Annotated in this window: 19 protein-coding genes; 9 read left to right on the top strand and 10 right to left on the bottom strand. The window is 66.7% G+C overall.

The features are described 5' to 3' along the window. The 4 genes from F0U63_RS12040 to F0U63_RS12025 all read right to left on the bottom strand — a co-directional run bounded on the left by F0U63_RS12040 (position 1) and on the right by F0U63_RS12025 (position 2440). Positions 1 to 495, bottom strand: coding sequence for a DUF2589 domain-containing protein (locus F0U63_RS12040; protein ID WP_395846026.1), 495 nt, complete (start codon positions 493 to 495; stop codon positions 1 to 3). Positions 496 to 702: 207 nt separating this feature from the next. Then, the gene (locus F0U63_RS12035; RefSeq protein WP_395846025.1) at positions 703 to 1239 is read right to left on the bottom strand and encodes an RNA polymerase sigma factor; all 537 of its coding nucleotides are present in this window, start codon (positions 1237 to 1239) and stop codon (positions 703 to 705) included. A gap of 353 nt (positions 1240 to 1592) precedes the next feature. Then, complete coding sequence (locus tag F0U63_RS12030) at positions 1593 to 2147, bottom strand: SUMF1/EgtB/PvdO family nonheme iron enzyme (protein WP_395846024.1); 555 nt, start codon at positions 2145 to 2147, stop codon at positions 1593 to 1595. Then, positions 2135 to 2440 (bottom strand): hypothetical protein, encoded by a 306-nt coding sequence (locus tag F0U63_RS12025; protein ID WP_395846023.1) that lies wholly within the window; start codon positions 2438 to 2440, stop codon positions 2135 to 2137. Before F0U63_RS12025 ends, F0U63_RS12030 begins: the two co-directional genes overlap by 13 nt. A 737-nt stretch (positions 2441 to 3177) precedes the next feature. Between F0U63_RS12025 and F0U63_RS12020 the strand changes: the two genes are divergently transcribed. Continuing rightward, positions 3178 to 5271, top strand: a complete 2094-nt coding sequence (locus F0U63_RS12020) for an ELWxxDGT repeat protein (protein WP_395846022.1) — start codon at positions 3178 to 3180, stop codon at positions 5269 to 5271. A gap of 48 nt (positions 5272 to 5319) precedes the next feature. On the opposite strand, the gene F0U63_RS12015 is transcribed toward F0U63_RS12020, so the two are convergent. Continuing rightward, a complete protein-coding gene (locus tag F0U63_RS12015) occupies positions 5320 to 6240 on the bottom strand; it encodes a transposase (protein ID WP_395846021.1) in 921 nt (306 codons plus the stop codon). Positions 6241 to 6805: 565 nt separating this feature from the next. On the opposite strand from F0U63_RS12015, the gene pqqF reads away from it, so the two are divergent. From pqqF to F0U63_RS11980, 7 genes are all read left to right on the top strand, one after another. Further along, positions 6806 to 9274 (top strand): pyrroloquinoline quinone biosynthesis protein PqqF, encoded by a 2469-nt coding sequence (pqqF, locus tag F0U63_RS12010; protein ID WP_395846020.1) that lies wholly within the window; start codon positions 6806 to 6808, stop codon positions 9272 to 9274. Between the two features lie 154 nt (positions 9275 to 9428). Beyond that, positions 9429 to 9500 (top strand): pyrroloquinoline quinone precursor peptide PqqA, encoded by a 72-nt coding sequence (gene pqqA / locus F0U63_RS12005; RefSeq protein WP_071901850.1) that lies wholly within the window; start codon positions 9429 to 9431, stop codon positions 9498 to 9500. 70 nt (positions 9501 to 9570) lie between these two features. After that, a complete protein-coding gene (gene pqqB, locus F0U63_RS12000; protein ID WP_395846019.1) occupies positions 9571 to 10482 on the top strand; it encodes a pyrroloquinoline quinone biosynthesis protein PqqB in 912 nt (303 codons plus the stop codon). An 8-nt stretch (positions 10483 to 10490) separates the two neighbouring features. Further along, the gene (gene pqqC, locus F0U63_RS11995) at positions 10491 to 11246 is read left to right on the top strand and encodes a pyrroloquinoline-quinone synthase PqqC (protein WP_395846018.1); all 756 of its coding nucleotides are present in this window, start codon (positions 10491 to 10493) and stop codon (positions 11244 to 11246) included. Continuing rightward, positions 11243 to 11518, top strand: coding sequence for a pyrroloquinoline quinone biosynthesis peptide chaperone PqqD (gene pqqD, locus F0U63_RS11990; RefSeq protein WP_395846017.1), 276 nt, complete (start codon positions 11243 to 11245; stop codon positions 11516 to 11518). Before pqqC ends, pqqD begins: the two co-directional genes overlap by 4 nt. Further along, positions 11490 to 12653, top strand: coding sequence for a pyrroloquinoline quinone biosynthesis protein PqqE (pqqE, locus tag F0U63_RS11985; protein WP_395846016.1), 1164 nt, complete (start codon positions 11490 to 11492; stop codon positions 12651 to 12653). The genes pqqD and pqqE overlap by 29 nt, the downstream gene beginning before the upstream one ends. Then, positions 12616 to 14466, top strand: coding sequence for a prolyl oligopeptidase family serine peptidase (locus tag F0U63_RS11980; RefSeq protein ID WP_395846015.1), 1851 nt, complete (start codon positions 12616 to 12618; stop codon positions 14464 to 14466). Before pqqE ends, F0U63_RS11980 begins: the two co-directional genes overlap by 38 nt. A gap of 48 nt (positions 14467 to 14514) precedes the next feature. On the opposite strand, the gene F0U63_RS11975 is transcribed toward F0U63_RS11980, so the two are convergent. The 4 genes from F0U63_RS11975 to F0U63_RS11960 all read right to left on the bottom strand — a co-directional run bounded on the left by F0U63_RS11975 (position 14515) and on the right by F0U63_RS11960 (position 20980). Next, positions 14515 to 15870: a hypothetical protein gene (locus F0U63_RS11975; RefSeq protein ID WP_395846014.1), complete on the bottom strand. Its 1356-nt coding sequence runs from the start codon at positions 15868 to 15870 to the stop codon at positions 14515 to 14517. Between the two features lie 227 nt (positions 15871 to 16097). Continuing rightward, positions 16098 to 18536 (bottom strand): helicase-related protein, encoded by a 2439-nt coding sequence (locus F0U63_RS11970; RefSeq protein WP_395846013.1) that lies wholly within the window; start codon positions 18534 to 18536, stop codon positions 16098 to 16100. Between the two features lie 243 nt (positions 18537 to 18779). Then, on the bottom strand, positions 18780 to 19796 hold the full coding sequence (locus tag F0U63_RS11965) for an FHA domain-containing protein (RefSeq protein WP_395846012.1): 1017 nt from the start codon (positions 19794 to 19796) through the stop codon (positions 18780 to 18782). A 434-nt stretch (positions 19797 to 20230) separates the two neighbouring features. Continuing rightward, on the bottom strand, positions 20231 to 20980 hold the full coding sequence (locus tag F0U63_RS11960) for a M17 family peptidase N-terminal domain-containing protein (RefSeq protein ID WP_395846011.1): 750 nt from the start codon (positions 20978 to 20980) through the stop codon (positions 20231 to 20233). Positions 20981 to 21202: 222 nt separating this feature from the next. Here F0U63_RS11960 and F0U63_RS11955 point away from each other — a divergent pair, with 222 nt between their 5' ends. Further along, a complete protein-coding gene (locus F0U63_RS11955) occupies positions 21203 to 21820 on the top strand; it encodes a glutathione S-transferase family protein (protein ID WP_395846010.1) in 618 nt (205 codons plus the stop codon). 60 nt (positions 21821 to 21880) lie between these two features. Here the strand turns inward: F0U63_RS11955 and F0U63_RS11950 are convergent, their stop codons facing one another. Beyond that, on the bottom strand, positions 21881 to 22774 hold the full coding sequence (locus F0U63_RS11950; protein WP_395846009.1) for a glycoside hydrolase family 19 protein: 894 nt from the start codon (positions 22772 to 22774) through the stop codon (positions 21881 to 21883). Positions 22775 to 22794 lie beyond the last annotated feature (20 nt).

Here is a 22794-nt window from a genome sequence, read left to right as displayed (position 1 = left end):
TTACTCCTCAGCCCGGATTCGTTTAACGAGCTCATGGACCATCCGGGCCAGTCCATCACTCGGTTCATGCCCTTCGACACGAAGGACAATCTTCGCGCTATTGCGCTTGTCATTCCGCGGCAGGGAGGCCACGTCGACCTGCAGCGTGCCGCTCCCCTTCAGGGACGGAAGTTCGACGGAGTCCTGGGGGTCTCCAGGCGGCCGGTCCGCGTTCGGATCGAACTCCAGCAGCCCCACTTCCATGTCGATCTGGATGTCCTTGATGGCGAGCTGATTGGGCCTGATGAGCGCCAGCCAGGGGACCCGGATGTTGATGTCCTTGTCATCCCCATGCGACAGGGACGGCACCAGCATGGAGACCTGCTTGGGACGGCTGTCTTCATCGAAGTACCTCCGCAAGGAGGCGAGCTGGTACTGCTCGAGCTCGTCCTGCGCTTCGATGACCGAACTGGCAATTGCCTCGACGAGATGGTGAAGACCAATTGAACCGGCCATTGCTTCGTGTTCCTACCCTTCTCCATGCTGAGTTCTTTGAAGCCTTGTTGCTTCAGTCCAAGACGGTGGGAGGGCGCTGGCTGACCAATCCCATGCGGCGGGCAGCCGGCACCTTGGCTCTTCTGTCCCGTTGTGTGATGGAAAGACTGTGTTGGGGGAATGGTGTGAATTCATTCCGGCCGGCCTGGGCGGCCTCGGGTCACAACGTCAGACCCCCCTGACGAGCATACCGCGCATGCGCTCGCAAGCGAGCTGGATCCGCTTCCGCGTGTTGCAGTGGGTCAATTCGAGGCGCTCGGCGATTTCCGGGTAGGACAAGCCCTCGCCAAAACGCATGACGAGGGGGGCCCTCAGTGATTCCGGGAGCTGCTGCACCTGTTGCCACATCCAGCGGACACTCTCGTGCCGCATCAGCAAGTCCTCGGGCGAGGATTGCTCCTCGGAAGAGGGAAACTCCTCCTCTCCGTCGTCGCCGGATTGCACGGGCCCGGCCGTGATGTGCCGCCGCTCCTTCATGGCGTCCATACAGACGTTATGAAGCAATTGGTGGAGCCAGGCCTTGATGTTCTTGATGTTCTTGGAATGCTGGGGAAATTTCTGCGCGGCCCGCAGCATGGCGGTGCTCAGGAGTTCCCGGGCCGCATCGTGGTCGCCTCGGGTGAGGCGCAGGCTCTGCTGATGGAGCGAGCGTTGATATGACTGCCAAATTTCCCAGAATTGGTCGTGGGGGGGCTCGGTAGGCAAAAAAATGGCTCCAGAAATGGCGAGTTCCCGGGCCAGGACCGAACTGGGTGTGATGTTGTGAAGTAGACGGAAGCGGGCTCGCCTGAACGCCGCTGGGTTGACGGCACCAAGAAGGGCAGGGCCCCTCGCTCGCGGTGGGGCGTTGCCCCTCTCTTACGGGCCAGACCAACGCCCGGCGGAGGAGGCCAGGCCGATGCAACGCGTCATGTGCCGCGACTGGCCAGACAACCAACCGTGCTCCAGCCCAGATGGCTCTTGAGCGAGCCCTGGCCCTAGCGGGCCTCTCCCGGCCTGCGGGAGCGGAGGCGGCTGCTTGACGTCTGGAGTTACCTCGAGGGAACCGACGTTTCGGCTTATGCAGGGGGGAGCAGCCACCGCGAGCAACGGAAGCCAATCCGCGGGTGCCCCCTCAGAGGTCCCCCATAGTACTGCTCGCCGTGGACGAGCCGCGAGTTGGCGAAAAGGGCTCCGGACACCACCCGAGGGAGGAAGTCCCAGCCGTAGTAGATGTACCAGCCGTCCACCCACTCGTCCCGGTCGAGGAGCAGCGCCTCGGGGTGGAGTTCCCGCACCCGCTCCAACTCACGCGACGTGGGCAGCCGCTTGCCCATCCAGGCACAGTACCGGTCCGCCTGTTCCCACGAGACGCCTGTCATTGGCTGCTTCGGCCCCTCCTGGCTGCCTTCCGTGGCCACTGCCTCGCACCCTCCCAGGCGCATGCAGGTTGCGTAGGCGTCCCGCGTCACCAGGGAGCGATCCAACTCGAACCCGGGGAGCAACAAGCTGCCGGGCTCGGCCGCATCGGCTCTCCTGGCCGGCCCTGGCTCGATGCGGAGTGGTGTGGACCGGATGGTGCCGCAGCCCATGAACACCCATGCGGCCAACACCCATGGTGTCACTTTGTACATGTGCTTTCTCCTTTGGAGCGCATGCTCAGCACCACCCCCCAGAGGACGGGAAGCAGGCTGACATCCGCGGACTGGATGCGCTGGCGGCGCAAACCCAGGATGAGCGTGTCATTCGCCTGGACCGTCTTCGGATGAGCGCGGGCGGTGTCAATGGCCTTGCCCACCAGCTTGACCCGTTCCTGGATGTCCTGGGCCGCAGTGGAGAGACCGAGGTAGGTTTCCGTGGTGCTGGTGACCTCCTTGGGTCCGGTGAAGATGCTATGGGCAATGAATTGCACGTTGCTGTATGGCATACAGCCCCTCCTTCACGTCTGGGGCAGAAGACCTGAGCCGCGAGGGCCCGGTCATCCAGGAGACCTCCACGGGGATTTCTCGTGAATGAAGATGTCGCGTAACTGCTCGCCGGACCCCGTCATGACGAGAGGGGGTGCCGTTGATGCCCGTGGTGGTGCACCCGCCGAAGGCGCACACGCCCCTGCCAGTCGAGCAGGGCACGCGATATGCGCGCGGGACTGGGGGATTTCAAGGGAGACACCTCGCAGTTCCCCCAGGTGCTGGCTCTGGAGGGAGGCGAGCACCAGAAGAGGTAGGGACGATGCGTGACTGGCGGCCTCATCAGGCCTGGATGCTGACTGCTTTGGCGTTGTGGGGAGGATGCAAGGAGCCTACGGACTCGGACACCGCAGTGGACGAGACTCCCGCTCCTCTCGCGCACCACGAGCAACACCTGGAGACGTTGGGTGTCGAGAGGGTGAAAGACATCGTTTCCGAGAGGTGGTCCGCCCCTTTCCACCTGACCGCGTTCCAGGGTGGGGTGTATTTCTTCAGCTCGAGCGATGACTTCCACCGTAGCGGCTTGTGGAGGAGCGACGGCACCGAAGCCGGCACGCTTCCCGTCTCCTGCCAATACACCTGGAGTCTTTCGCCCTACTCCCTGACGGAGTTCAAGGGGCAGCTTTTCTTCCCCGCCAGCTTTCAAAATGAGGGACTGGAGTTGTGGAGCACCGGGGGCGAAGGCGAGGAGTGCGGCATGCTCAGGGTGCTCGCGGACATCAACCCTGGGCAGACGGGCTCCTCGCCCACGGAGTTGACGAACGTCGGCGAGACGCTCTTCTTCAGGGCCAATAATGGCATCTCCGGCGACGAGCTGTGGAAGACCGACGGCACTTCGTGGGGAACCGTGCTCGTCCGGGACATCCGCCCTGGCCCCGGCTACTCCGTGCCCAGCGAGCTGACGAACGTCAACGGAACGCTCTTCTTCAGAGCCAACGATGGCACCTCCGGTGTCGAGCTATGGAAGAGTGATGGCACGCAAGCCGGTACCGTACGCGTCAAGGACATCCTGTCCGGTCCTTCCTCCGCCATCACGAGGTCGGCTGCCGCTGTCGTGGGCGGTACGTATTATTTCGTGGCCAACGACGGCACCTCTGGCAACGAGCTGTGGAAGAGCGATGGCACCGAAGCGGGGACCGTCCTCGTCAAGGACATCTGGCCGGGCGCCTCGGGCTCCGAACCCGAGCAGCTGACGAACGTCAACGGAACCCTGTTCTTCACGTCGAGCAGCGGAACCTACGCAGGAGAACTGTGGAAGAGCGACGGCACGGAAGCCGGCACCGTGCGCGTCAAGGATCTCATGGCCGACGCCGGGCGCTCCTGGATCAACAACCTGACGAACGTCAACGGGACACTCTTCTTCGTGGCCGGCGGCCTCGAGCTCTGGAAGAGCGATGGCACCGAGTCCGGTACCGTCCTCATCAAGAACATCCCGAGGGGTCAGGGAGTCCACAGCGCCAACATGTCCCACCTCACCCCCATGAACGACAGGCTCTTCTTCACCGGGGGCGAGGAGTTCTCCGGCAGAGAGCTGTGGGTGAGCGATGGCACCGAGGCGGGCACCCGGCTCGTGGACGACATCATGCCGGGGCCGTTCACCTCGAACCCTCACGGGCTCACCGTCCTAGGTGACACCCTGTTCTTCGTGGCCGACGACGGGCAGTCCGGCCCGGAACTGTGGCGCACGGTCACGACGCCCGACACCACCGCGCCCACTGTCTCCCTCATCAACCCCGTGCCGGGGCAGGTGTTGCGAGGCTCCCTCATGCTCGAGGCTAGCGCGACCGATAAACGGGTGATGACGAAGGTGGAGTTCTACCTCGGGTCCACCTTGCTGGGCACGGTGACGGCTCCCCCCTGGGTACTGAAGTGGGACTCGAGCCTGACCGCCGATGGCGGCTTCGTCCTGAGCGCCAGGGCATACGACAGCGCGGGGAACGTGGGCATCTCCGAGGTCGAGGTGTCGGTGAACAACGAAGTGACGCCACCCACCGTCGCCCTCACCTCGCCCACGGAAGCAACGAGCGTGAGCGGTACCGTGACCCTCACGGCGATTGCCACGGACAACGTGGCCCTGGCGAGCGTGGAGTTCCATGACGGCAGCACGTTGTTGGGGACGGTGACGGGAACGGGACCCTCGTTCCACTTCGACTGGAACACCCGGATGATCCCCAATGGTCTCCACGAGTTGAGGGCCGTGGCCTTCGACTCGTCCGGGAACACGGCCACCAGCAGCACCGTGTCCGTCACCGTGAACAACCCGGATCTCGCGATGTACGACGCCACGCTCAAGGCACCGGTGTGTGGTGCGCCCTACAACCTGTGCGACTCGGGCTGGTGGCTCCAAGGACACCTCCTCGGAGAAGATCTGGCACCGGAACTCAACGCCCCCAACACCCTCCACGGTGCATGCGCCGACTCCACGGGCGGTATTGTGGGCGAGGCGTTGAATCGCCTGCGCGTGGCAACCGTGGACGGGACCCCGTTGGCCCCTGGCAAGACCGTGCGCATTGAAGCCACCGTTTCGTCCCCGTTCTCCCCCGGGTGGTCCAGGCTGGACCTGTACTACACGGCCAATGCGGCGGACACTCCCGCCTCCTGGGTGTTCCTCACCACGCTCAAGACCACGCTGACGGGCGATCAGGTGCTGTCGGCGACGTACACCCTTCCGTCCGGAGCGCTCCAGGCCGTGCGCGGCATCTTCGGCGATGGCAATTGGGTCCGCAGGCCATGCGTGAACAATTGGGGTGTGAACGTTGACCACGATGACCTGGTGTTCGTGACGCAGTAGCACGACGTCCCGAGAGGGTGTCCCCGAGAGGGTGTCTCCGAGAGGGTGTCAAAGAACTTGAGTAGGCACGACACGCGGCGGGAAGGCGAAGGGAGGAAAGCAGGCCAGGAAATCCCCCCGTCTCCACCGCACCGCCGCCTCTCGAAATGCCGCGACGAAGGCCCGATATTGCTCGCGTAGCTCCTTCAATGCCTGCCGCGTGGAGGCATGGCCCAATGGCCTCGGGCTCCTCTTGAGATGCTCGGGCCGGGTATGCGGGTGCTGCGCATTCACGGCTCGCGCCCCCAGCACAGGCGTGCCCCGGGTTCGAGCCTCGGCTTCCACTTGCTCCACCATCCCCCGTACCGCACGCTGCCGCTGCTCCTCCTTCAGTCCTTCCCAGCACGGCAGTCGCGCGAGTTCCAGTTCCACTGGCTCGGCCCATTCCCGTGCGAAGCGCCCCTCACCCGCCAGGTCCTCGCTTCCCCGTTTGCTCCAGCGCTTCGTCCAGTTGAACCACTGGAACACTCTGCGCGCTGGCCCCAGCAATTGCGGCAGGCACGTGAGACCCGGCCACTCCGCGCTCCTCTCCACCAGTCCCTCCTTCACCCCATGGGCCAGCACGTAGCGCAGCCGTCCCACCAGTGCCGTGTCGTCCAGCACCGGTTCCGCTGAGTAGCGCCGCTCCCAGAAACCTCCACTCCAGTCCACCAGCTTGCCCACCTTCTTGGACAGGTTGGTGCGCAGATACTGCATGAAGCCGGCGAGTGCGGCACCTCGTGCCCACACCAACAAGTGGAAGTGATTGGAGGCGAAGGTAAAGGCGTACAGCCGGATGGTGCCCGCGCTCTGCTGGACGGCTCGTGCCAGCACCCCTCCTACCACCTCGTTCACCTCCGCGCTGGGGCGTAGCAACAGTCGCCCCTGGAAGCACCTGGACGTGACGAAGTAGTAGCCCTCCTTCTGGAACATCCTCAGTGGCCAACCCATCCCCTTCCCCCTCGTGAGCCATCGAGGATGGGGATGCACCGCGCACGCCAACCCATAAGTCCGCGGAAACAGTTGAAGAGCGTGGGCGCCACCGTCCACGCCCCGTCTCGTTCTGGCTTGGGTCCCGCGCTTCGAGTCCTTTGACACCATCCCCGAGCGAGTCCTTTGACACCATCCCCGAGACACCATCCCCGAGACACCATCCCCGAGCGAGTCCTTTGACACCATCCCCAGAGTCCTTTGACACCATCCCCGGAGCGAGTCCTTTGACACCATCCCCGAGACACCATCCCCGCGAGTCCTTTGACACCATCCCCGAGACACCATCCCCGAGACACCATCCCCGAGCGAGTCCTTTGACACCATCCCCAGAGTCCTTTGACACCATCCCCGGCGAGTCCTTTGACACCATCCCCGAGCCAGAGCGAGTCCTTTGACACCATCCCCACAGACACCATCCCCGGCCATCCCCGACGCCGAGGCGACGCCGAGGCGATCTACCTGAACAGGGGCGCCGGATCCGCTAGCATATCCCGGTAACGGTCCATTTCTCCCGGAAACCACCATGACCGAATCCAGCGACCCGAGCTGCGAAAGCCTTGTCCTCGCCCATGGCTTGCGCGTGCGCCTGCGTCATGAGCCCCGCCTGCGTCGTGCCGCCGCCTGGCTGCGGGTCGAGGCTGGCAGCCACGACGTCGACGCGCAGTGGCCGGGGCTGGCGCACTTCCTCGAGCACCTGGTGTTCCTCGGCACGGAGCGCTTCCCGCGCGAACAAGGGTTGATGGCCTTCGTCCAGCGCCATGGTGGACAGGTCAACGCGCGCACCAGCGAACGCACCACCGACTATTTCTTCGAGTTGCCCCAGGCGGTGTTCGGCGAGGGCCTGGAGCGGCTGTGCGACATGCTCGCCCGGCCGCGCCTGGCCATCGAAGACCAGCAACGCGAGCGTGAAGTGCTGCATGCCGAGTTCATCGCCTGGTCGCGCGATACCCAGGCCCAGCACCTGTTCGGCCTGGCCGGCGGGGTCTCCGCCCGCCATCCGCTGCGCGCCGTCCATGCCGGCAACCGCGACAGCCTGCCGGTGGCCCGCCCCGAGTTCCAGCGGGCGCTGCACGACTTCCATCAGCGCTACTACCGCACCGGGCAGATGACCTTGCAATTGGTCGGGCCGCAGCCGCCGCGGATTCTCTCGGGGCTGGCCAGGGACGCCGATGCCGCACTGGCCGCGGGCCCGCGCAGCGCCAATGCGCCCGTGGAGCCGCTGCTGGGTGACCCGGGCGAGGCGCCGCCGGCCAGTGACCCGCGACGGCTCAACCTGCTGTTCGCCTGCGACGGCCTGCCACCCGGCACGGACGAGGCGCTTCGTTTCCTGGAACTGTGGGCCGGCTCCGCCCATCCCGGCGGCCTGCTGGCCGAACTGCGGCGCCTGGGCTGGGCCCAGAGCCTGTCGCTGAGTCCGCTGTACCAGTACGCCGACCAGGCCCTGGTCAACTTCGAAGTGCAGCTGACCGAAGCCGGACAGCAATCCCGGGCGGCGGCCCAGGCACTGTGCTTCGACTGGCTGGAGTACTTCCAGTCCCATGCCGGTTGGGAGCCCCTGCGCGAGGAGTATCGCCTGCTGCGCGGCCGCCAGTCGCAGACCGAGGGTGCGCTGGAGCTGGCCCGGCGCCTGGCCCATGGACAACCTTCGCAACTGCCGGACGAAGCCGTCCCGGCCCTGCGGGCATTGCTCGAACGTTTCACGCCCCAGGCACTGCTCGCGCCCGGCGCCGAGGCGCTGGACGAACCGCCCCGGCTGCCGCCATTCGGTCCCTGGTGCCTGCCGCCGCGCAACCGGTTCCTGCGTGGCCAGCGCGGGCCGACCCAGGCCAGCCCGCGAATCGCGGCCTTGGAGCAGGGCGAGCACGAACCGGCTCGAGGACTGGATGGCGCCGTGCACCTGCGCTGGCGCCTGGCCAGCCGGCATCACGCCGCGCTGTGGCACATGCTCGACGCCAGCCTGCGTCGGCTCGGCGAAGAAGCCCGCCAGGCGGGCGTGCAACTGGAATTCTCACGCCTGGGTCCGGACTGGCAATTGCGCCTGTACGGCGTACGCGAGCCGATCCCGGCGATCCTCGAACAGGCGGTGGAATTCCTGCAACGCCCGACACCGGAGAGCTGGCGCCAGGCCAGCCCACCACCGCGTCAGCAGGTACCGATCCGCGAGCTACTCGCCCAGTGGCCCGAGCATGGCCTGGGCCATCACCACCCGGCTCGCAACGACAGCAGCGAGCTGCACCCCGAAGCGCTGCAACGGCTGTGGCAGCAGGCGCGCTGGGATGGGCTGGTGCTGGGCTTCGACGATGCCGACCGGCTCGCCCTCGACGCCGTGGCCGCGCGCTTGCCGGGCAGCCCCTCGAACGAGCTCCGCCAGCCGTCCACCCTGCCCGAGCGAGCCAGCTGGAGTCAGGTGACCTGCGGTTCGGACGAGCATGCACTGCTGGTATGGTGTCCGGCGCCGAGCCTGTCGATGCAGGACGAGGCGGCCTGGCGCGCACTCGCCCAGTTGATCCAGGCGCCGTTCTACCAGCGCCTGAGAACCGAGCTCCAGTTGGGCTATGCGGTGTTCAGCGCATTCCGCCAACTGGCCGGCCGCCCCGGACTGTTGTTTGGTGTGCAATCGCCTGGCAGCGACTGTGCGGCCTTGTGGGGGCACATCGCCGAATTCCTCGATGCCCTGCCCGAGCGCCTCGCGCAATGGCCGGGGCTAGGACTGCGCGAGCAATGCGCTGCACTGGCCGACAGCCTCGATGGCGGCAACCTCGGGTTGGCGCAGCGACTCGAGCTGCAGTGGCAAGGAAGATTGGCCGGCCATTCGTCGGATTATTCCAACACATTGAGAGAATCTTATTCCAAGACATTGAGAGAGTCGGTCAGTGAACTGGATGGGCCGGCGCTGCTCAAGGCGGCGCATCGGCTTCTGGCCAGCCAGGTGCGCTGGACCGCGCTCGCGACCGGGCCTTGCCCGGGTGCTCCCTGGCATGCGGCCGTCTGACTCCTGCCAGGAACGTATCAGGAGCATTAACGAAGATTTAAACCCGCCAGGTGGGAAATTCAGTAACATACGGCCCAAGCATCGAGACAGCTCCACCTGGAGCTGGCCTGGATGCGAGGCCGAAGTTCAACCACCCTGAGAAGGAGCATCTCCTATGTGGACCAAGCCTGCTTACACCGACCTGCGCATCGGCTTCGAAGTCACCATGTACGTCTCGAACCGCTGAGCTGCCCCGCAGTACAACGCCTCGGTCCGCCGGGGCGTTCTTGTTTAAGCCGCCGCACGATTGAGTGGTCATGTACATTCAGATTCTAGGTTCCGCCGCCGGCGGTGGTTTCCCACAGTGGAACTGCAACTGCGCCAACTGCAAGGGCTACCGCGACGGTACCCTGCGCGCCCAGGCCCGCACCCAGTCCTCCATTGCCCTGTCCGATGACGGCGTGCACTGGATCCTGTGCAACGCCTCGCCCGACATTCGCGCTCAATTGCAGTCCTTCGCACCGATGCAACCGGCCAGGGCCCTGCGCGACACCGGGATCAATGCGATCATCCTGCTCGACAGCCAGATCGATCACACCACCGGCCTCTTGAGCCTGCGCGAAGGCTGCCCGCATCAGGTCTGGTGCACCGACATGGTCCACCAGGACCTGACCACGGGCTTCCCGCTGTTCAATATGCTCCGCCACTGGAATGGTGGCCTTCGGTGGAACCGCATCGAGCTCGAAGGCAGCTTCACCATCGAAGCCTGCCCGAACCTGAAGTTCACCCCCTTCCCGCTGCGCAGCGCCGCGCCGCCCTATTCGCCGCACCGTTTCGACCCGCACCCGGGTGACAACCTGGGCCTGGTGGTCGAGGACCTGCGCACGGGCGGCAAGCTGTTCTATGCGCCTGGCCTGTACCAGGTCGACGACGCGCTCAAGCAGCACATGGCCGGCGCTGACTGTCTTCTGGTCGACGGCACGCTGTGGTCGGACGACGAGATGCGGCGCCGCGGTGTCGGTACCCGTACCGGCCGAGAGATGGGCCACCTGTGCCAGGAGGGTCCCGGCGGCATGCTGGAACTGCTCGACGGCTTCGAGAAGCCACGCAAGGTGCTGATCCACATCAACAACACCAACCCCATCCTCGACGAAGACTCGCCCGAGCGTGCCGAGCTCAAGCGCCGGGGCGTGGAAGTCGCCTTCGACGGCATGAGCATCGAGCTGTAGGAGTGACCATGAGCGACAAGACACCGCTGACCCGCGCCGAATTCGAACAGGCCCTGCGCGCCAAGGGCGCCTACTACCACATCCACCATCCCTATCACGTGGCGATGTATGAAGGCCGCGCGACCCGCGAGCAGATCCAGGGCTGGGTCGCCAACCGCTTCTACTACCAGGTCAACATCCCGATGAAGGATGCCGCGATCCTGGCCAACTGCCCGGACCGGGAGATCCGCCGCGAGTGGATCCAGCGCCTGCTCGACCACGACGGCGCCCCTGGCCAGGACGGCGGCATCGAGGCCTGGCTTCGCCTCGGCCAGGCCGTGGGCCTGGATCCCGACCAGCTGCGCTCCCAGGAGCTGGTGCTGCCCGGCGTGCGTTTCGCGGTCGACGCCTACGTCAACTTCGCCCGCCGCGCCAGCTGGCAGGAAGCGGCCAGCAGCTCGCTGACCGAGCTGTTCGCCCCGCAGATCCACCAGTCGCGCCTGGACACCTGGCCGCGGCACTACCCCTGGATCGATCCGGCCGGCTACGAGTACTTCCGCACCCGCCTGGGCCAGGCCCGGCGCGACGTCGAGCACGGCCTGGCGATCACCCTCGCTCACTACACCACCTACGAGGGCCAGCAGCGCATGCTGGAGATCCTGCAGTTCAAGCTGGATATCCTCTGGACCATGCTCGACGCCATGAGCATGGCCTACGAGCTGAACCGCCCGCCCTACCACACCGTCACCCACCAGCGCGTCTGGCACAAGGGGATCGCCCTATGAGTTTCGATCGCAACCAGACGCCCCGCTGGCGTCACGGCTATCGGTTCCAGTACGAGCCAGCCCAGAAAGCTCACGTCCTGCTCTATCCTGAAGGAATGATCAAACTCAACGAGAGCGCCGCCGCCATCGGCGGTCTGATCGATGGCGCCCGCTCAGTGCAGGCGATCATCAACGAGCTGGACCAGCGCTACCCCGGCGTCCCCGAACTCGGTGAAGACGTCGAGCAATTCATGGAGGTCGCCCGTGCACAGCACTGGATCGAACTTGGCTGAAGTCCCGCCGAAGCCCGCCGTCGGCCTGCCGCTGTGGCTGCTCGCCGAGCTCACCTACCGCTGCCCGCTGCAGTGCCCCTACTGCTCCAACCCCCTGGACTTCGCCGCCCAGGGCAAGGAGCTGACCACCGAGGAGTGGTTTTCCGTGCTGCGCCAGGGCCGCGAGATGGGCGCGGCGCAGTTGGGCTTCTCCGGTGGCGAACCCCTGGTACGCCAGGACCTGGCCGAACTGATCGGCGAGGCCCGGCGCCTGGGTTACTACACCAACCTGATCACCTCCGGCATCGGCCTGACCGAACAGAAGATCCGCGCCTTCAAGGACGCGGGGCTGGACCACATCCAGATTTCCTTCCAGGCCAGCGACGCGCAGGTCAACAACATGCTCGCCGGGTCGAAGAAAGCCTTCGACCAGAAGCTCGAGATGGCGCGCATGGTCAAGGCCCATGGCTACCCCATGGTGCTGAACTTCGTCACCCACCGGCACAACATCGACAACATCGATCGCATCATCGAGTTGTGCGTGGCCCTGGAGGCGGATTTCGTCGAGCTGGCCACCTGTCAGTTCTACGGCTGGGCCCAGCTCAACCGCGTCGGCCTGCTGCCGACCCGCGAACAGCTCGAGCGCGCCGAACGCATCACCAACGAATATCGCGCCAGGCTCGCCGCCGAGGGCAACCCGGTCAAGCTGATCTTCGTCACCCCCGACTATTACGAAGAGCGGCCCAAGGCCTGCATGAAAGGCTGGGGCAGCCTGTTCCTGACCATCACCCCGGACGGAACCGCGCTGCCGTGCCATGGCGCACGCCAGCTGCCGGTGGCGTTCCCCAACGTGCGCGAGCACAGCCTGCACCACATCTGGTACGACTCCTTCGGCTTCAACCGCTTCCGCGGCTACGAGTGGATGCCCGAGCCGTGCCGTTCCTGCGACGAAAAGGAAAAGGACTTCGGTGGCTGCCGTTGTCAGGCCTTCATGCTGACGGGCGATGCCAGCAACACCGATCCGGTGTGTGGCAAGTCTCCACGCCACGACCTCATCCTCAAGGCCCGCGAAGAAGCCAAGACCGCCACCGCGGGCATCGGACAACTGACATTTCGTAATGAGCGAAACTCGCGCCTCATCACCAAGAAGGGCTGAATCCTTCAGCGCCGCCCAGGCCGTTGCCGCCGCCACCGACTTCGCCGAGCTGCGGGTCGGCCCCGGAGGGCTGTACTACAACGAATTCCGTCCCCAGGACGCCCGCTGCCGGATCTGGCGCTGGCGCGATGGTGACGAGCCGTGCTGCCTGACGCCGGAGGGCTTCAGCGTGCGCAGCCGGGTCTACGAGTACGGCGGCGGCGCCTTCTGCCTGGGGCCGGACTGGCTGGTGTTCGTCAACGAGGCGGACCAGCAGCTCTACCGCCAGCCGCTCGACGGCGGCGATCCGGTGGCGCTGACCCGAGGCGAGCGGCGCCACGGCGACCTGCGCCAGGGGCACGGCGTGGTGCTGGCCGTCGAGGAGACCCATGCCGAAGGCGTGGTGGAGCACCGCCTGGTGGCCATCGGCCTGGAAAGCGGCGAACGCCTCGTCCTGGCCGAAGGCGCCGACTTCTATGCCGCGCCCGTGCAGAGCGCGGACGGCGAGCGCCTGGCCTGGATCGAATGGCAGCGCCCCCAGCAGCCCTGGACGCGCACGCGGCTGTGCACGCTTCGACGCCAGGCCGATGGCGGCTACGGCGACCCGCGGTGCGTGGCCGGCGATGGCGAGCAGGCCGAATCCCTGCAGCAACCGCGTTTCACCGCGGATGGCCGGCTCGGCTGCCTGTCCGACCGCAACGGCTACTGGCAACCCTGGATGGAAACCGCTGAGGGCTGGACCGCGCTGCCAGCGATGCCGGCCGATCACGCCCCGGCGCCCTGGCAGGGCAGCGCCAGCACCTGGGCACCGCTGGACGGCGAGCGCTACCTGGCCACCTGGTTCGAGGACGGCTTCGGCCGCCTGGGCCTGTGTGAGGAAGATCGCCCGCGGGATTACAGCTGCGGCTACACCCGTTTCCGCGGCCTGGACCTGGACACCCGCTATTTCTACGCCATCGCCGCCTCGGCGATCAGCACCCCGGCGGTGCTGGCGATCGACCGCCAGACCCGCAGCGCTCAGGTCATCGCGGGCGGCGAATCGCCCCTGCCCGCCGAGTGCATCAGCCGTCCGCGGCCGATCCACTATCCCAGCGGCGGCGAAACCGCCCATGGCTTCTTCTATCCCGCCTGCGGCGAGGACAGCCATCCTCCGCTCGTGGTGTTCATTCATGGAGGGCCGACCTCGGCCTGCTATCCGGTACTCGATACGCGCATCCAGTACTGGACCCAGCGCGGCTTCGCCGTCGCCGACCTGAACTACCGCGGCAGCAGCAACCATGGCCGCGCCTACCGTGAAAAGCTTCATGAGCAATGGGGCGTGGTGGACGTCGAAGATGCCTGCGCCGTGGTCGGCTACCTGGCCGAGCAAGGCCTGGTCGACGGCGGCAAGGCCTTCATCCGCGGCGGCAGCGCTGGCGGCTACACCACGCTCTGCGCGCTGGCGTTCCACAAGGTATTTCGCGGTGGCGCCAGTCTGTACGGCGTCAGCGATCCCCTGGCCCTGGGCCGGGTGACGCACAAGTTCGAAGGCGATTACCTCGACTGGCTGATCGGCGACCCCGAGCGCGACGCCGAGCGCTACCGCGCACGAACGCCGCTATTACATGCCGATCGCATCGAAGTGCCGGTGATCTTCTTCCAGGGCGAGCTGGATGCCGTGGTGGTACCGCAACAGACCCGCGACATGTTGCAGGCACTGCAACGCCGGAGCGTGCGGGCCGAGGGGCATTTCTACCCGCAGGAGCGCCATGGCTTCCGCCAGGCGGCGAACCTGGCCCACGCCCTGGATGCCGAATGGCGCTTCTACCGGCACATCCTCGACGCTTCGCGATGATGTAGACGGCGTGGACGAGCAATAAACGCCACTGCCCCCGCGGGGAGTCTAGAATAGACTTGCGAGGGACGGCAGGGTCTGCACCGTCGACTCGATCGCCTCGGGCTGCTGCCCGGACCCGCGCCGGTGAGTGCTCTTGTCGGAACGGGAGCCTTCGTGCGTGCTATAGATCAGCTCCGCGAAAGCCTCGCGCGGCATCCGCTCCTGCCTGCCCCAGGGGTTGGTGAAGTAGACATAGTCCTTCCCGTCCTCCCTCGAGGTTCTCGTGACGAGCACCTCGTGGCCCTCGCCCCCGTAGTTCATGCCCACCAGCGCGTTCTTGCCCTGCTTCAGCTGGATATCGATCATCCGCATCGCGACCCATCTGTCTTTTTCGGTGTCTCCAACCTCAATGTACCCCATGTCCTTGCCGTGGATGGCGTCATTGAGTTTATCGGTACCCGTGTCGTATGCGCCGCCCCCATCGCCCGTCCTGTCATCGTAGTCCAGGTCCTCATTGGCGACTTCCATGAGGGCGGGGGCGATGATGCGCTGGTTGAGGGAGCGGCCGGATTTGTCATACGTGAAAGACGTCTCCTGCGCGCGCTCGAGTGTCGTCTTGCCGTCGGCCAACTCCACCTTGCCCTCCTTGCTGGCCAGGCCATTGGAGATGCGTGCGTACTCGGCCGGATTCTTGTCCGCCAGGTCGATCATCAAGGCAGTGGGCACGCACGTTCGACGAGCCCCCTGATTGATGGAGCTGGGAGTCGCCAATTCCCGGACCAGGCAGTGCGTGAACTCGCGCCGGTTGATGCCCTCGGCGAGTTCCTTCCCGCTGGCCGCACGCGCCAGATGGTCGAGCGTGGTGCCTTCGCCCTTGAAGTCCTTGGCGCCAGGCAGCCTGCCCTGGAAGAGCATCTTCTGGAGCGCCAGCAATCCCATGCTACTGGCGGCCCCCCCGCCGAGGGTGCTCCTCACTTCCATGTACTTCTCGCGGTCGCTCTTCGAGAGCTTCTTTATCTCCTGCAATTCCAGCTTCAGGTTGTCCTTCACTTGCTTGGACGCGGCGCGACTTTCATGGACGTCGAGGAGCTCCTCCCCGTCGCGAAGGATCGTCCACCCCTCGCCTGGCACATCCTCCGACTTGGGGTTGAGCACCTCATCCGATCTGAGCAGGGCCTCTTCCTTCGTCTTGGGCTCCCGCACGTGAATTCTGGGAACCCTATCGGCATCCGGGCGCGATGGGGTGGGGGGTTGGAACGAAGAGGAACTCTCGTGTCCCACCTTCTGCTTGGGCTCGGGCTTCTTCGCGGAGGCCTCGGACGTGGGCACCCTCTGCCCGGCGACCAGAGTGTTGGGTTCGGTGTCCTTGGACTTGGGCGGGGTGTACACCGGGGCGCTGCGGACGTTTCTGACGGAGCTCATGTCGAAGCCTGCCACACTCGCGTTGCTGGATGTCCGGGAGGAAGCTACGGGTGTGACAAACCATTACCAGATATTTCGTTGAAATGCATCCCCTCGCCGAATACTCCACGCGCGCCTGCTCCTTGAGAATTCAAGATAGTGATTGTTTGTGAATTCTCACACCATGATGGGCGCGTGACACCGAGTTCTGAGTTCTGAGAAGCTGTTGGAGTACCTGGGACTGCCCTTCACTCGGGCTTGGGCGAGCCCCCCTGGACACTCCCCTCCCCGGACCGGCTCCTCCGCGGCTGAGGGTGCGCGCCCGCGTGAGCCGGTGGCCCATGGGCGCCACTCCCGCCACCGCCCCGCCGCCGGCGACGCCGCTTCACCGGAGCGCCCCCGGACCGGCCTCCGAGCTCTCGCAGAACCCGCGCGCGAACACCGTTCTCCAGACGCAGCTCCTGCAGGAGCGTGTGCGCCTGCCGGGCCCCCTGCGGGTGGCTCAGCACCTCGCTGAGCCGCTCGACGACGTCGATCCGCAACGCCACGCTCCCGAGCACCTCATAGCCGAAGGCGCGCGCGCTCTGGCCCCCCAGCTCCGCGATCCCAAGAGCGGGTTCTCGCGGAACACCCTTGGGGGAAGGCGCCTGCTGGAACAGCGCCGTCAGCATGCAGCGCCGCGCGAGCGCGTGCGGTGTGAGCGCCTCCGCGACATAGAGGAAACGCTGGCCCTCGCGGACCCCCAATGCTCTCAAGCGCTCACGGGACTCCGTGTCCAGCAACCGCCACTGCTCGCGTCCCTCCCCCAGGGAAATCACTCCCAGCCCCTCGGCCAGGCGGTAGGCCAGGCCTCGCGTCTCCGCGGAGCGATCCCCTCCGGCAAGGGACTCGGCGGGAAAGCCTCCCATGGCCTCGGTGACGAGATCCCTCGCCAGCGCCACCAGGCGGCGCTCGAGCCGCCGCCGCGCGCCTCCGGTCCACACCTCCGGCTCCGCGAGCGCGATCTGCGGGGAGCGCCGGTCCTTCCCACGCACCAGACGGGCCAGCGGCTCCCCATCGAACGAGATGCTTCCGGATGCGTCCACCTGGAAGTCCTCGTGCGTCGCGTCGACCACCCGCTGGACGAACTGCTCCTCGGTCATCGCGCCGTCCGAGCCCGGCACCTCCCCCAGCAGCAGCCCCAGCCTGGCGAAGGGGCTGTCCGACCCGGCGGCGGGGGACGCGGCGGCCCTCACGAAGCGGCGGGCGCTCCTGCGCGCGGCCCGCTGCACGAAGCGCTCCACGAGCCGCTCGTGCAGGGCATCGCCCAACGCGTCCTCGATGCGGCGGGTGCGCTCCTGCCAGTGCTCCGCGTCGTGCAGCCAGCTCGAGCGATGGCTGATGTACGTCCAGATGCGGATGGCGGCCAGCCGGTCCATCAGGGTGTGGATGTCTCCGGACACGTCATCGAGCGGCGACACCTGCCGGGACAGCCAGGCCTGTTCCAGCTTCCCGTCCCCCTCGGAGAGCTGAAGGAAGGTCTCCCGCAGCAGCGCGACGTGCTGGCCGAAGAGCCCCTTGCGGAAGTCCGGAATCTGGCAGACCTGCCACAGCAGATCGACCGAGGCCCGGTCGGTGGCCACCTCGCGGATGGCGGGAACGTGTGAGAGTTCCTTGAGCGCATCGAAGTCGTCCGCGCGCTCCACGCGGATGAAGGCGCTATTGCGCGGAGCACGTGACAACGAATCGAGCAGGGACTCCGGGCTCGAGAAATCGAGCGAGGAGTTGCGCCAGATGAGACTGCGAACCGCGGGGAACCGGTGGGACTCGATGGACGAGACCACCCGCGGCGGCAGCTCGGGCAACGTGTTCAGCATCCCGAAGCTCCCGTCATTCAGGTGGCGCCCCGCGCGGCCCGCGATCTGGGCCAGCTCGTCCGAGTAGAGGTCCCGCTGCTCGGCGCCGTCGTACTTGGAGAGCGCCGCGAAAGACACGTGGTTGAGGTCCAGGTTGAGGCCCATGCCAATGGCATCGGTGGCCACGAGGTACTGCACCTCGCCCGCCTGGTACATGGCCACCTGGGCATTGCGCGTCCTCGGGGAGAGCGCGCCCAGTACCACGGCGACCCCGCCTCGCAGGCGACGCAGCGACTCGGCGAGTTCGTACACCCGGTCCGCGGAGAACGCGACCACGGCCGAGCGCGGGGGCAGGCTCTTGAGGGAATGACGCCCGGAGTAGCGCAGCTGGGACAGGCGGGTGGCGCGCTTCACCGAGGCCTGGGGGATGAGGGCCTGGACCATGGGCCGCATCGTGTCCGCGCCGAGAAACCAGGTCTCCCGGAGCCCCCGCGCGTGGAGCAGCCGGTCCGTGAAGACATGCCCGCGCTCGCGGTGGGCGGCGAGCTGGATTTCATCCACGGCGAGGAAATCGACCGGCCGATCGAGCGGCATCGCCTCGACCGTGCAGATCCAGTAGTCGGGGCGAGGGGGCAGGCGCTTCTCCTCGCCCGTCATCAGCGCGACCCGCCCCTCGCCCACTCGAGCGGTCACCCGGTCGTAGACCTCACGAGCGAGCAGGCGCAGCGGGAGGCCCATGATGCCCGAGTCGTGCTCGAGCATGCGCTCGATGGCGCGGTGGGTCTTCCCCGTATTCGTGGGCCCGAGCTCCGCCACGACGACAGACGGACGGCTGGATGGGCTGGAGTTCATTGGCGAAGTCTAACCGCTGCCAGTGACCTCCGCCCTGGGGCTGAACCACCGAGGGTTCGGGAACGGCTCCCCCAAGCAGCCCAGCAACCCCTGAGGATGGCCCCCCGGAAGGCCCTGGGAGGTGTCCCCGGGAGGTGTCAAAGGACTCGTAGACGCCTCATGCGAATCGTCTGACACCCATCAGGGGCCTCATGCGAATCGTCTGACACCCATCAGGGGGCGCCTGGAGTAGCGCCCAGGCAGTCACCCCACGGTGCTGGAGCGCCGGGACAGGCGGCGCCAGTGGAGGACGAGCGACTCTCCCAGCTCGAGGCTGTCCGAGTCCTCCAATGCCGTCGTCTGGACCTCGACGGGGCCGCGCCAGGTCCCGTTGGTGCTGGCGGTATCGATGGCCAGCACCTCTCCGCCCATGCGGACCAGGAGCAGGTGCACGCGAGAGAGGCCCAGCCCCTCCTGCGCCAGCACGATGCCGCAGCGCTCGTAGCGGCCCAGCAGCACGCCCTGCTCCAGGCGCGCCAGGGAGATGTGGTGCTCCTCCTCCCGCTCCGCGCCCACCAGCCGCAGCGAGCCCCAGGCGGCCTCGGGCCGCTCGTGCCCGCTCAGGAGCATCAGCGGACCCAGCCTGGTGACGTTCGTGTGGTACTCCTGGCCGTCCAGCCGCAGGTGGCGCGAATGCCGGCGGCGGTCGGCGGAGGGCGCCCGCTGGTCGATGAAGTGGCGTGGCGGGAGCGCCTCCCAGGCCTCCTCGGCCCGCTCCGGCCAGGACCAGGCGGAGGGCCCCCGGGTGGGGATGAACAGGAGCGCGTACTCTTCCACCGCGGCGTAGAGCAGGCCCTGGGCGATGACCGCCGCGTTGGGCTCGCCGTCCTCGGTGAGGAAGAGCTGCTCGGTGTTGAGGTCCCACAGCCGGATGTCCGGCGCGGCGCCCGGAGCGCCGGACTGCGCGTACAACGCGAGCTGGCGCAGCGACACGGTGTCGGACGGGAGCCGGAGCCCGCAGCCGGTGTGCCGGCCGATGATCAACGAGTGGCCAGGCTCCACAATCACCGCCTCGACCACGTGCCCGCGGCCATCCACCGCCACCCCGAGCACCGCGGGCCCCTGGGTGATGCCGGCCAGGTGCCGCAACCGGCCATAGGCGGCCCGGAAGGCCAGGTAAGCCCCGAGCGGAGCCGGTCGCCGCCGGGGTGTCCACGCCGCTCGGACCCGGGTCCCCTCGTTCTCGCTCCACATGCCGTGAATTCCTGAATACTCAGACATGCCGAACTCCTCTCCAGGTTCCCGCCGCCACGGGCTGTAGCCATCCCAAGCCAGAAGCTTGGTCGGCAAGCGTGACAGGCTTCTCGCCCGGTGGGAAGTCCGGGTCATTCATGTTGGCTGGGGCACAGCCGACCCGGGAGGCGCATGGGAGGACAGGAATTCCGTCTGGCTTTCCTGGTTTGTAATTGAATCCGGCTCAAGCAACAGCGCGGGGGACTCCTTCGTGCCCGGCGACGGTCCAGTATGGGACACGCCACCAGTACGAGGGGGCACACTGGAAGTCAGGCTCGAGCCGAGGCGGGCCCGGGTGGCCTCGCCGAGGTGGCCGCGAGTACCCGGGCCTCCCGGGCATCCACGAAGGCGCCTCCTGCGTACCCGACAACACTCCGCCGCCCGCCATCGCCCTGGAGGGAGGGAGACGAGGTGACCCTCGGCTACCGCGCGGGGGCCGGTGTCGCGTTCACGTACGGCTGGTCCACGCGCTGATGGATCTGCTCGCTGGCGGCCTTGATGGCTTGCCCCACGTGGGTGGTGACACCCTCGAAATACTTTGGACCCGCCTCGATGACCCAGGACGAGAGGCTGAACTTGGGCGCCAGGCCCTGCCGCTGCAATCGCTTTTCCGTGTCGTAGGCCAGCAGCATCTGCTCCACCACGGCCGCGTCCCCCTCGCCCACGTCGATGACGGTGCTCCCCTGGTCGCGCAGCGTGGGCGCGAACGAGACATGCTTCGCCCCCAGGCGCACGGCCTCGCGAAGCGCGATCCGTCCCACCAGACGCAGCCTGTCCAGCGACACGCCCTTGGCATCACCCACGCCAATCAACAGCACCCGCTTCGGCGTGATGGAACGCGGCGGCGGCGTGTAGAGGAAGGTCTCGCCCAGCTCGCCCACGAATTCACCGCGCTCACGCAGCGACGAGAGCAGCCCACCCTGTTTGTCATTGAAGTCCTGCATCGCCTCGATGTACTGGTCCCCCGCGGGCTCATGCTTCAACACACAGATGATTTGCAGATCGGTCACCTGGGTGACCGGACCAATCTGCTTGACGGACAACGTGAGACCCATGGGCGCCTCGAAGGTCTTCTCGGGCGTCTTCACCTCGCCGGCGAGCCCCACCCAGGGCGTGCCGAGCGAGAGGACCACTCCGAGGGCGAGCCACTCCTTCTTCATCCTGAGACGCATGACTTTCTCCTGACTGTCCTCGGGAATCACCTGCTCCCCGTTGAACTCCCTCAAGGTGTTGGAAAAGGAGTTCACCGTCCAGCGGGAAATACCTTGGCGTCGCATCCATCTCGCCGGGCTGTGCGAGAGAGCTCGGACACCGGTGAGCGCCAGGGAGGATGAAGATCCCTCGTTCAGGTTAGGGTACGCCCCGTTTCACCCCCGACCCTGGAGTCCACCCCGATGAAGCTGTACGCCCCACCGCTTTCCACCGCCGCCTACAAGGTGCTCGCCGTCGTGCACGAGCTCGGCCTGCCCGTCACCCTGGCGCCCCTGGATCTGATGAAAGGCGAGCACAAGTCGCCGGCGTTCCTCGCCAAGAACCCCAACGGCAAGGTGCCCGTCCTGGAGGACGACGACGGCTTCTGTGTCTGGGAGTCCAACGCCATCCTCTGTTACCTGGCGGCCCTGAAGCCCGGCAGTGGACTGATGCCCATGGACGCCCGGGGCATCGCCCAGGTGCAGCAGTGGCTGCAGTGGCAGGCCACCACCCTGTCGCCGTCCACCTCCGAGGTGCTGATGGAGACCGTCTACGCGAAGATGTTCGGCCGCGAGAAGGACGAGGCGAAGTACACGGCCGGCCTGGAGAAGGTCCGCCGGGATCTCGGCATCCTGGAGGGGGTGCTCGCCCAGCACGAGTTCCTCTGCGGCTCCCTCACGATCGCGGACTTCTCGCTCGTCTCCAACCTGATGCTGCGCGGCCCCATGGGACTGGAGCTGGAGCCCTTCCCCCACGTGAAGGCCTGGGTGGCCCGCATGGAGGCGCGCGAGAGCGTGCGCAAGGCACGGCCCCCGCTGTAACTCCCTGAAGAGGAGGAGCGGAACCCGAACCCCTGGGTTCCGCCCCTCGAGCCGGATGGCTCAGCAGCCGGTGTTGCTGCCGGGGCTCACGCCGAGCTTGCCCGTGAAGTTCAGGTAGTTGTTCACGCGGCTCTGCACCTGGGCGGGGTTGCGGCCATAGCACTCGAGGGCGCCGTTGATGCTCATGATGGTCTGGCCGAAGCCGTAGCCGTTGACGATGGAGTCATGCGCCGGCCGGGAGCCCGCGCCCGCCTGGGTCATCCAGAACCAGAGGCCGGTGCGCCAGGCGATGGTGGCGTCGCGCGCGACCCGGTCGGGGTCGTTCTTGAGGTCCACGCCGAGCGCGTTGCCCGCGGCGCAGTAGTTGCCGTTCCACGACAGCTGGATGGGACCACGGCCGTAGTACATCTTGCCCGCCGCGCAGCCGCAGCCCGGAGGGCCCCAGCTCGTGTCGCACATGACGCTCTTGTTGATCTCCTCGATGTACACGAGGCCGCCGGTCTCGTGGGCGATGTTGGCGAGGAAGGCGGCCACCTCGCGCTTGCGCGCGGTGGTGTCACCCGTGGTGGCGAACCCGGGGAAGGTGTTGGCCGCGGCCACCAGGGCCGAGTAGGTGTAGAAGCCGTTGCGGCCGGGGAACATCGCGTTGAACGTGGACTCGCTCAGGATGGCGGCGATGCCCGAGCCCGTGGGGGGCGGGGGATCCGTGGGCGGCGGGGTGGTAGTGCCGCAATCGCCGCCCGTCTTCCACAGCGACGGTGCCGCGACGGGGTTCCAGCCGCAACCCACGCAGGCGGTATGCGAAACGAGCGCCGAGTACTTGCCGCCGTTGTAGCTCACCCCGTCACCGACGTTGTAGGCCGTTCCCTCGGCCCAGTTGCCTCGACACGCCGCGGCCGCGTCTTGCGCGGCAAGTCCCAGCCCCAACGACGAGACCACCGCCGCCGTGGACAAGAAAGTCTTCGCAAAGCCAC

The sequence above is a fragment of the Cystobacter fuscus genome, from assembly GCF_044360685.1.
In the GTDB taxonomy this organism is placed as follows: Bacteria; Myxococcota; Myxococcia; order Myxococcales; family Myxococcaceae; genus Cystobacter; species Cystobacter fuscus_C.
The sequence above is the reverse complement of the archived record's forward strand: the minus strand, read 5'-3'. Positions and strand labels throughout refer to the sequence as shown.

Excerpts from the sequence above, each read along its gene's own strand:
- F0U63_RS12040 (WP_395846026.1), bottom strand. The coding sequence starts at position 495 with ATGGCCGGTTCAATTGGTCTTCACCATCTCGTCGAGGCAATTGCCAGT.
- F0U63_RS12030 (WP_395846024.1), bottom strand. The coding sequence starts at position 2,147 with ATGTACAAAGTGACACCATGGGTGTTGGCCGCATGGGTGTTCATGGGC.
- F0U63_RS12025 (WP_395846023.1), bottom strand. The coding sequence starts at position 2,440 with ATGCCATACAGCAACGTGCAATTCATTGCCCATAGCATCTTCACCGGA.
- F0U63_RS12020 (WP_395846022.1), top strand. The coding sequence starts at position 3,178 with ATGCTCAGGGTGCTCGCGGACATCAACCCTGGGCAGACGGGCTCCTCG.
- F0U63_RS12015 (WP_395846021.1), bottom strand. The coding sequence starts at position 6,240 with ATGGGTTGGCCACTGAGGATGTTCCAGAAGGAGGGCTACTACTTCGTC.
- pqqF (WP_395846020.1), top strand. The coding sequence starts at position 6,806 with ATGACCGAATCCAGCGACCCGAGCTGCGAAAGCCTTGTCCTCGCCCAT.
- pqqB (WP_395846019.1), top strand. The coding sequence starts at position 9,571 with ATGTACATTCAGATTCTAGGTTCCGCCGCCGGCGGTGGTTTCCCACAG.
- pqqC (WP_395846018.1), top strand. The coding sequence starts at position 10,491 with ATGAGCGACAAGACACCGCTGACCCGCGCCGAATTCGAACAGGCCCTG.
- pqqD (WP_395846017.1), top strand. The coding sequence starts at position 11,243 with ATGAGTTTCGATCGCAACCAGACGCCCCGCTGGCGTCACGGCTATCGG.
- F0U63_RS11980 (WP_395846015.1), top strand. The coding sequence starts at position 12,616 with ATGAGCGAAACTCGCGCCTCATCACCAAGAAGGGCTGAATCCTTCAGC.
- F0U63_RS11975 (WP_395846014.1), bottom strand. The coding sequence starts at position 15,870 with ATGAGCTCCGTCAGAAACGTCCGCAGCGCCCCGGTGTACACCCCGCCC.
- F0U63_RS11970 (WP_395846013.1), bottom strand. The coding sequence starts at position 18,536 with ATGAACTCCAGCCCATCCAGCCGTCCGTCTGTCGTCGTGGCGGAGCTC.
- F0U63_RS11965 (WP_395846012.1), bottom strand. The coding sequence starts at position 19,796 with ATGTCTGAGTATTCAGGAATTCACGGCATGTGGAGCGAGAACGAGGGG.
- F0U63_RS11960 (WP_395846011.1), bottom strand. The coding sequence starts at position 20,980 with ATGCGTCTCAGGATGAAGAAGGAGTGGCTCGCCCTCGGAGTGGTCCTC.
- F0U63_RS11955 (WP_395846010.1), top strand. The coding sequence starts at position 21,203 with ATGAAGCTGTACGCCCCACCGCTTTCCACCGCCGCCTACAAGGTGCTC.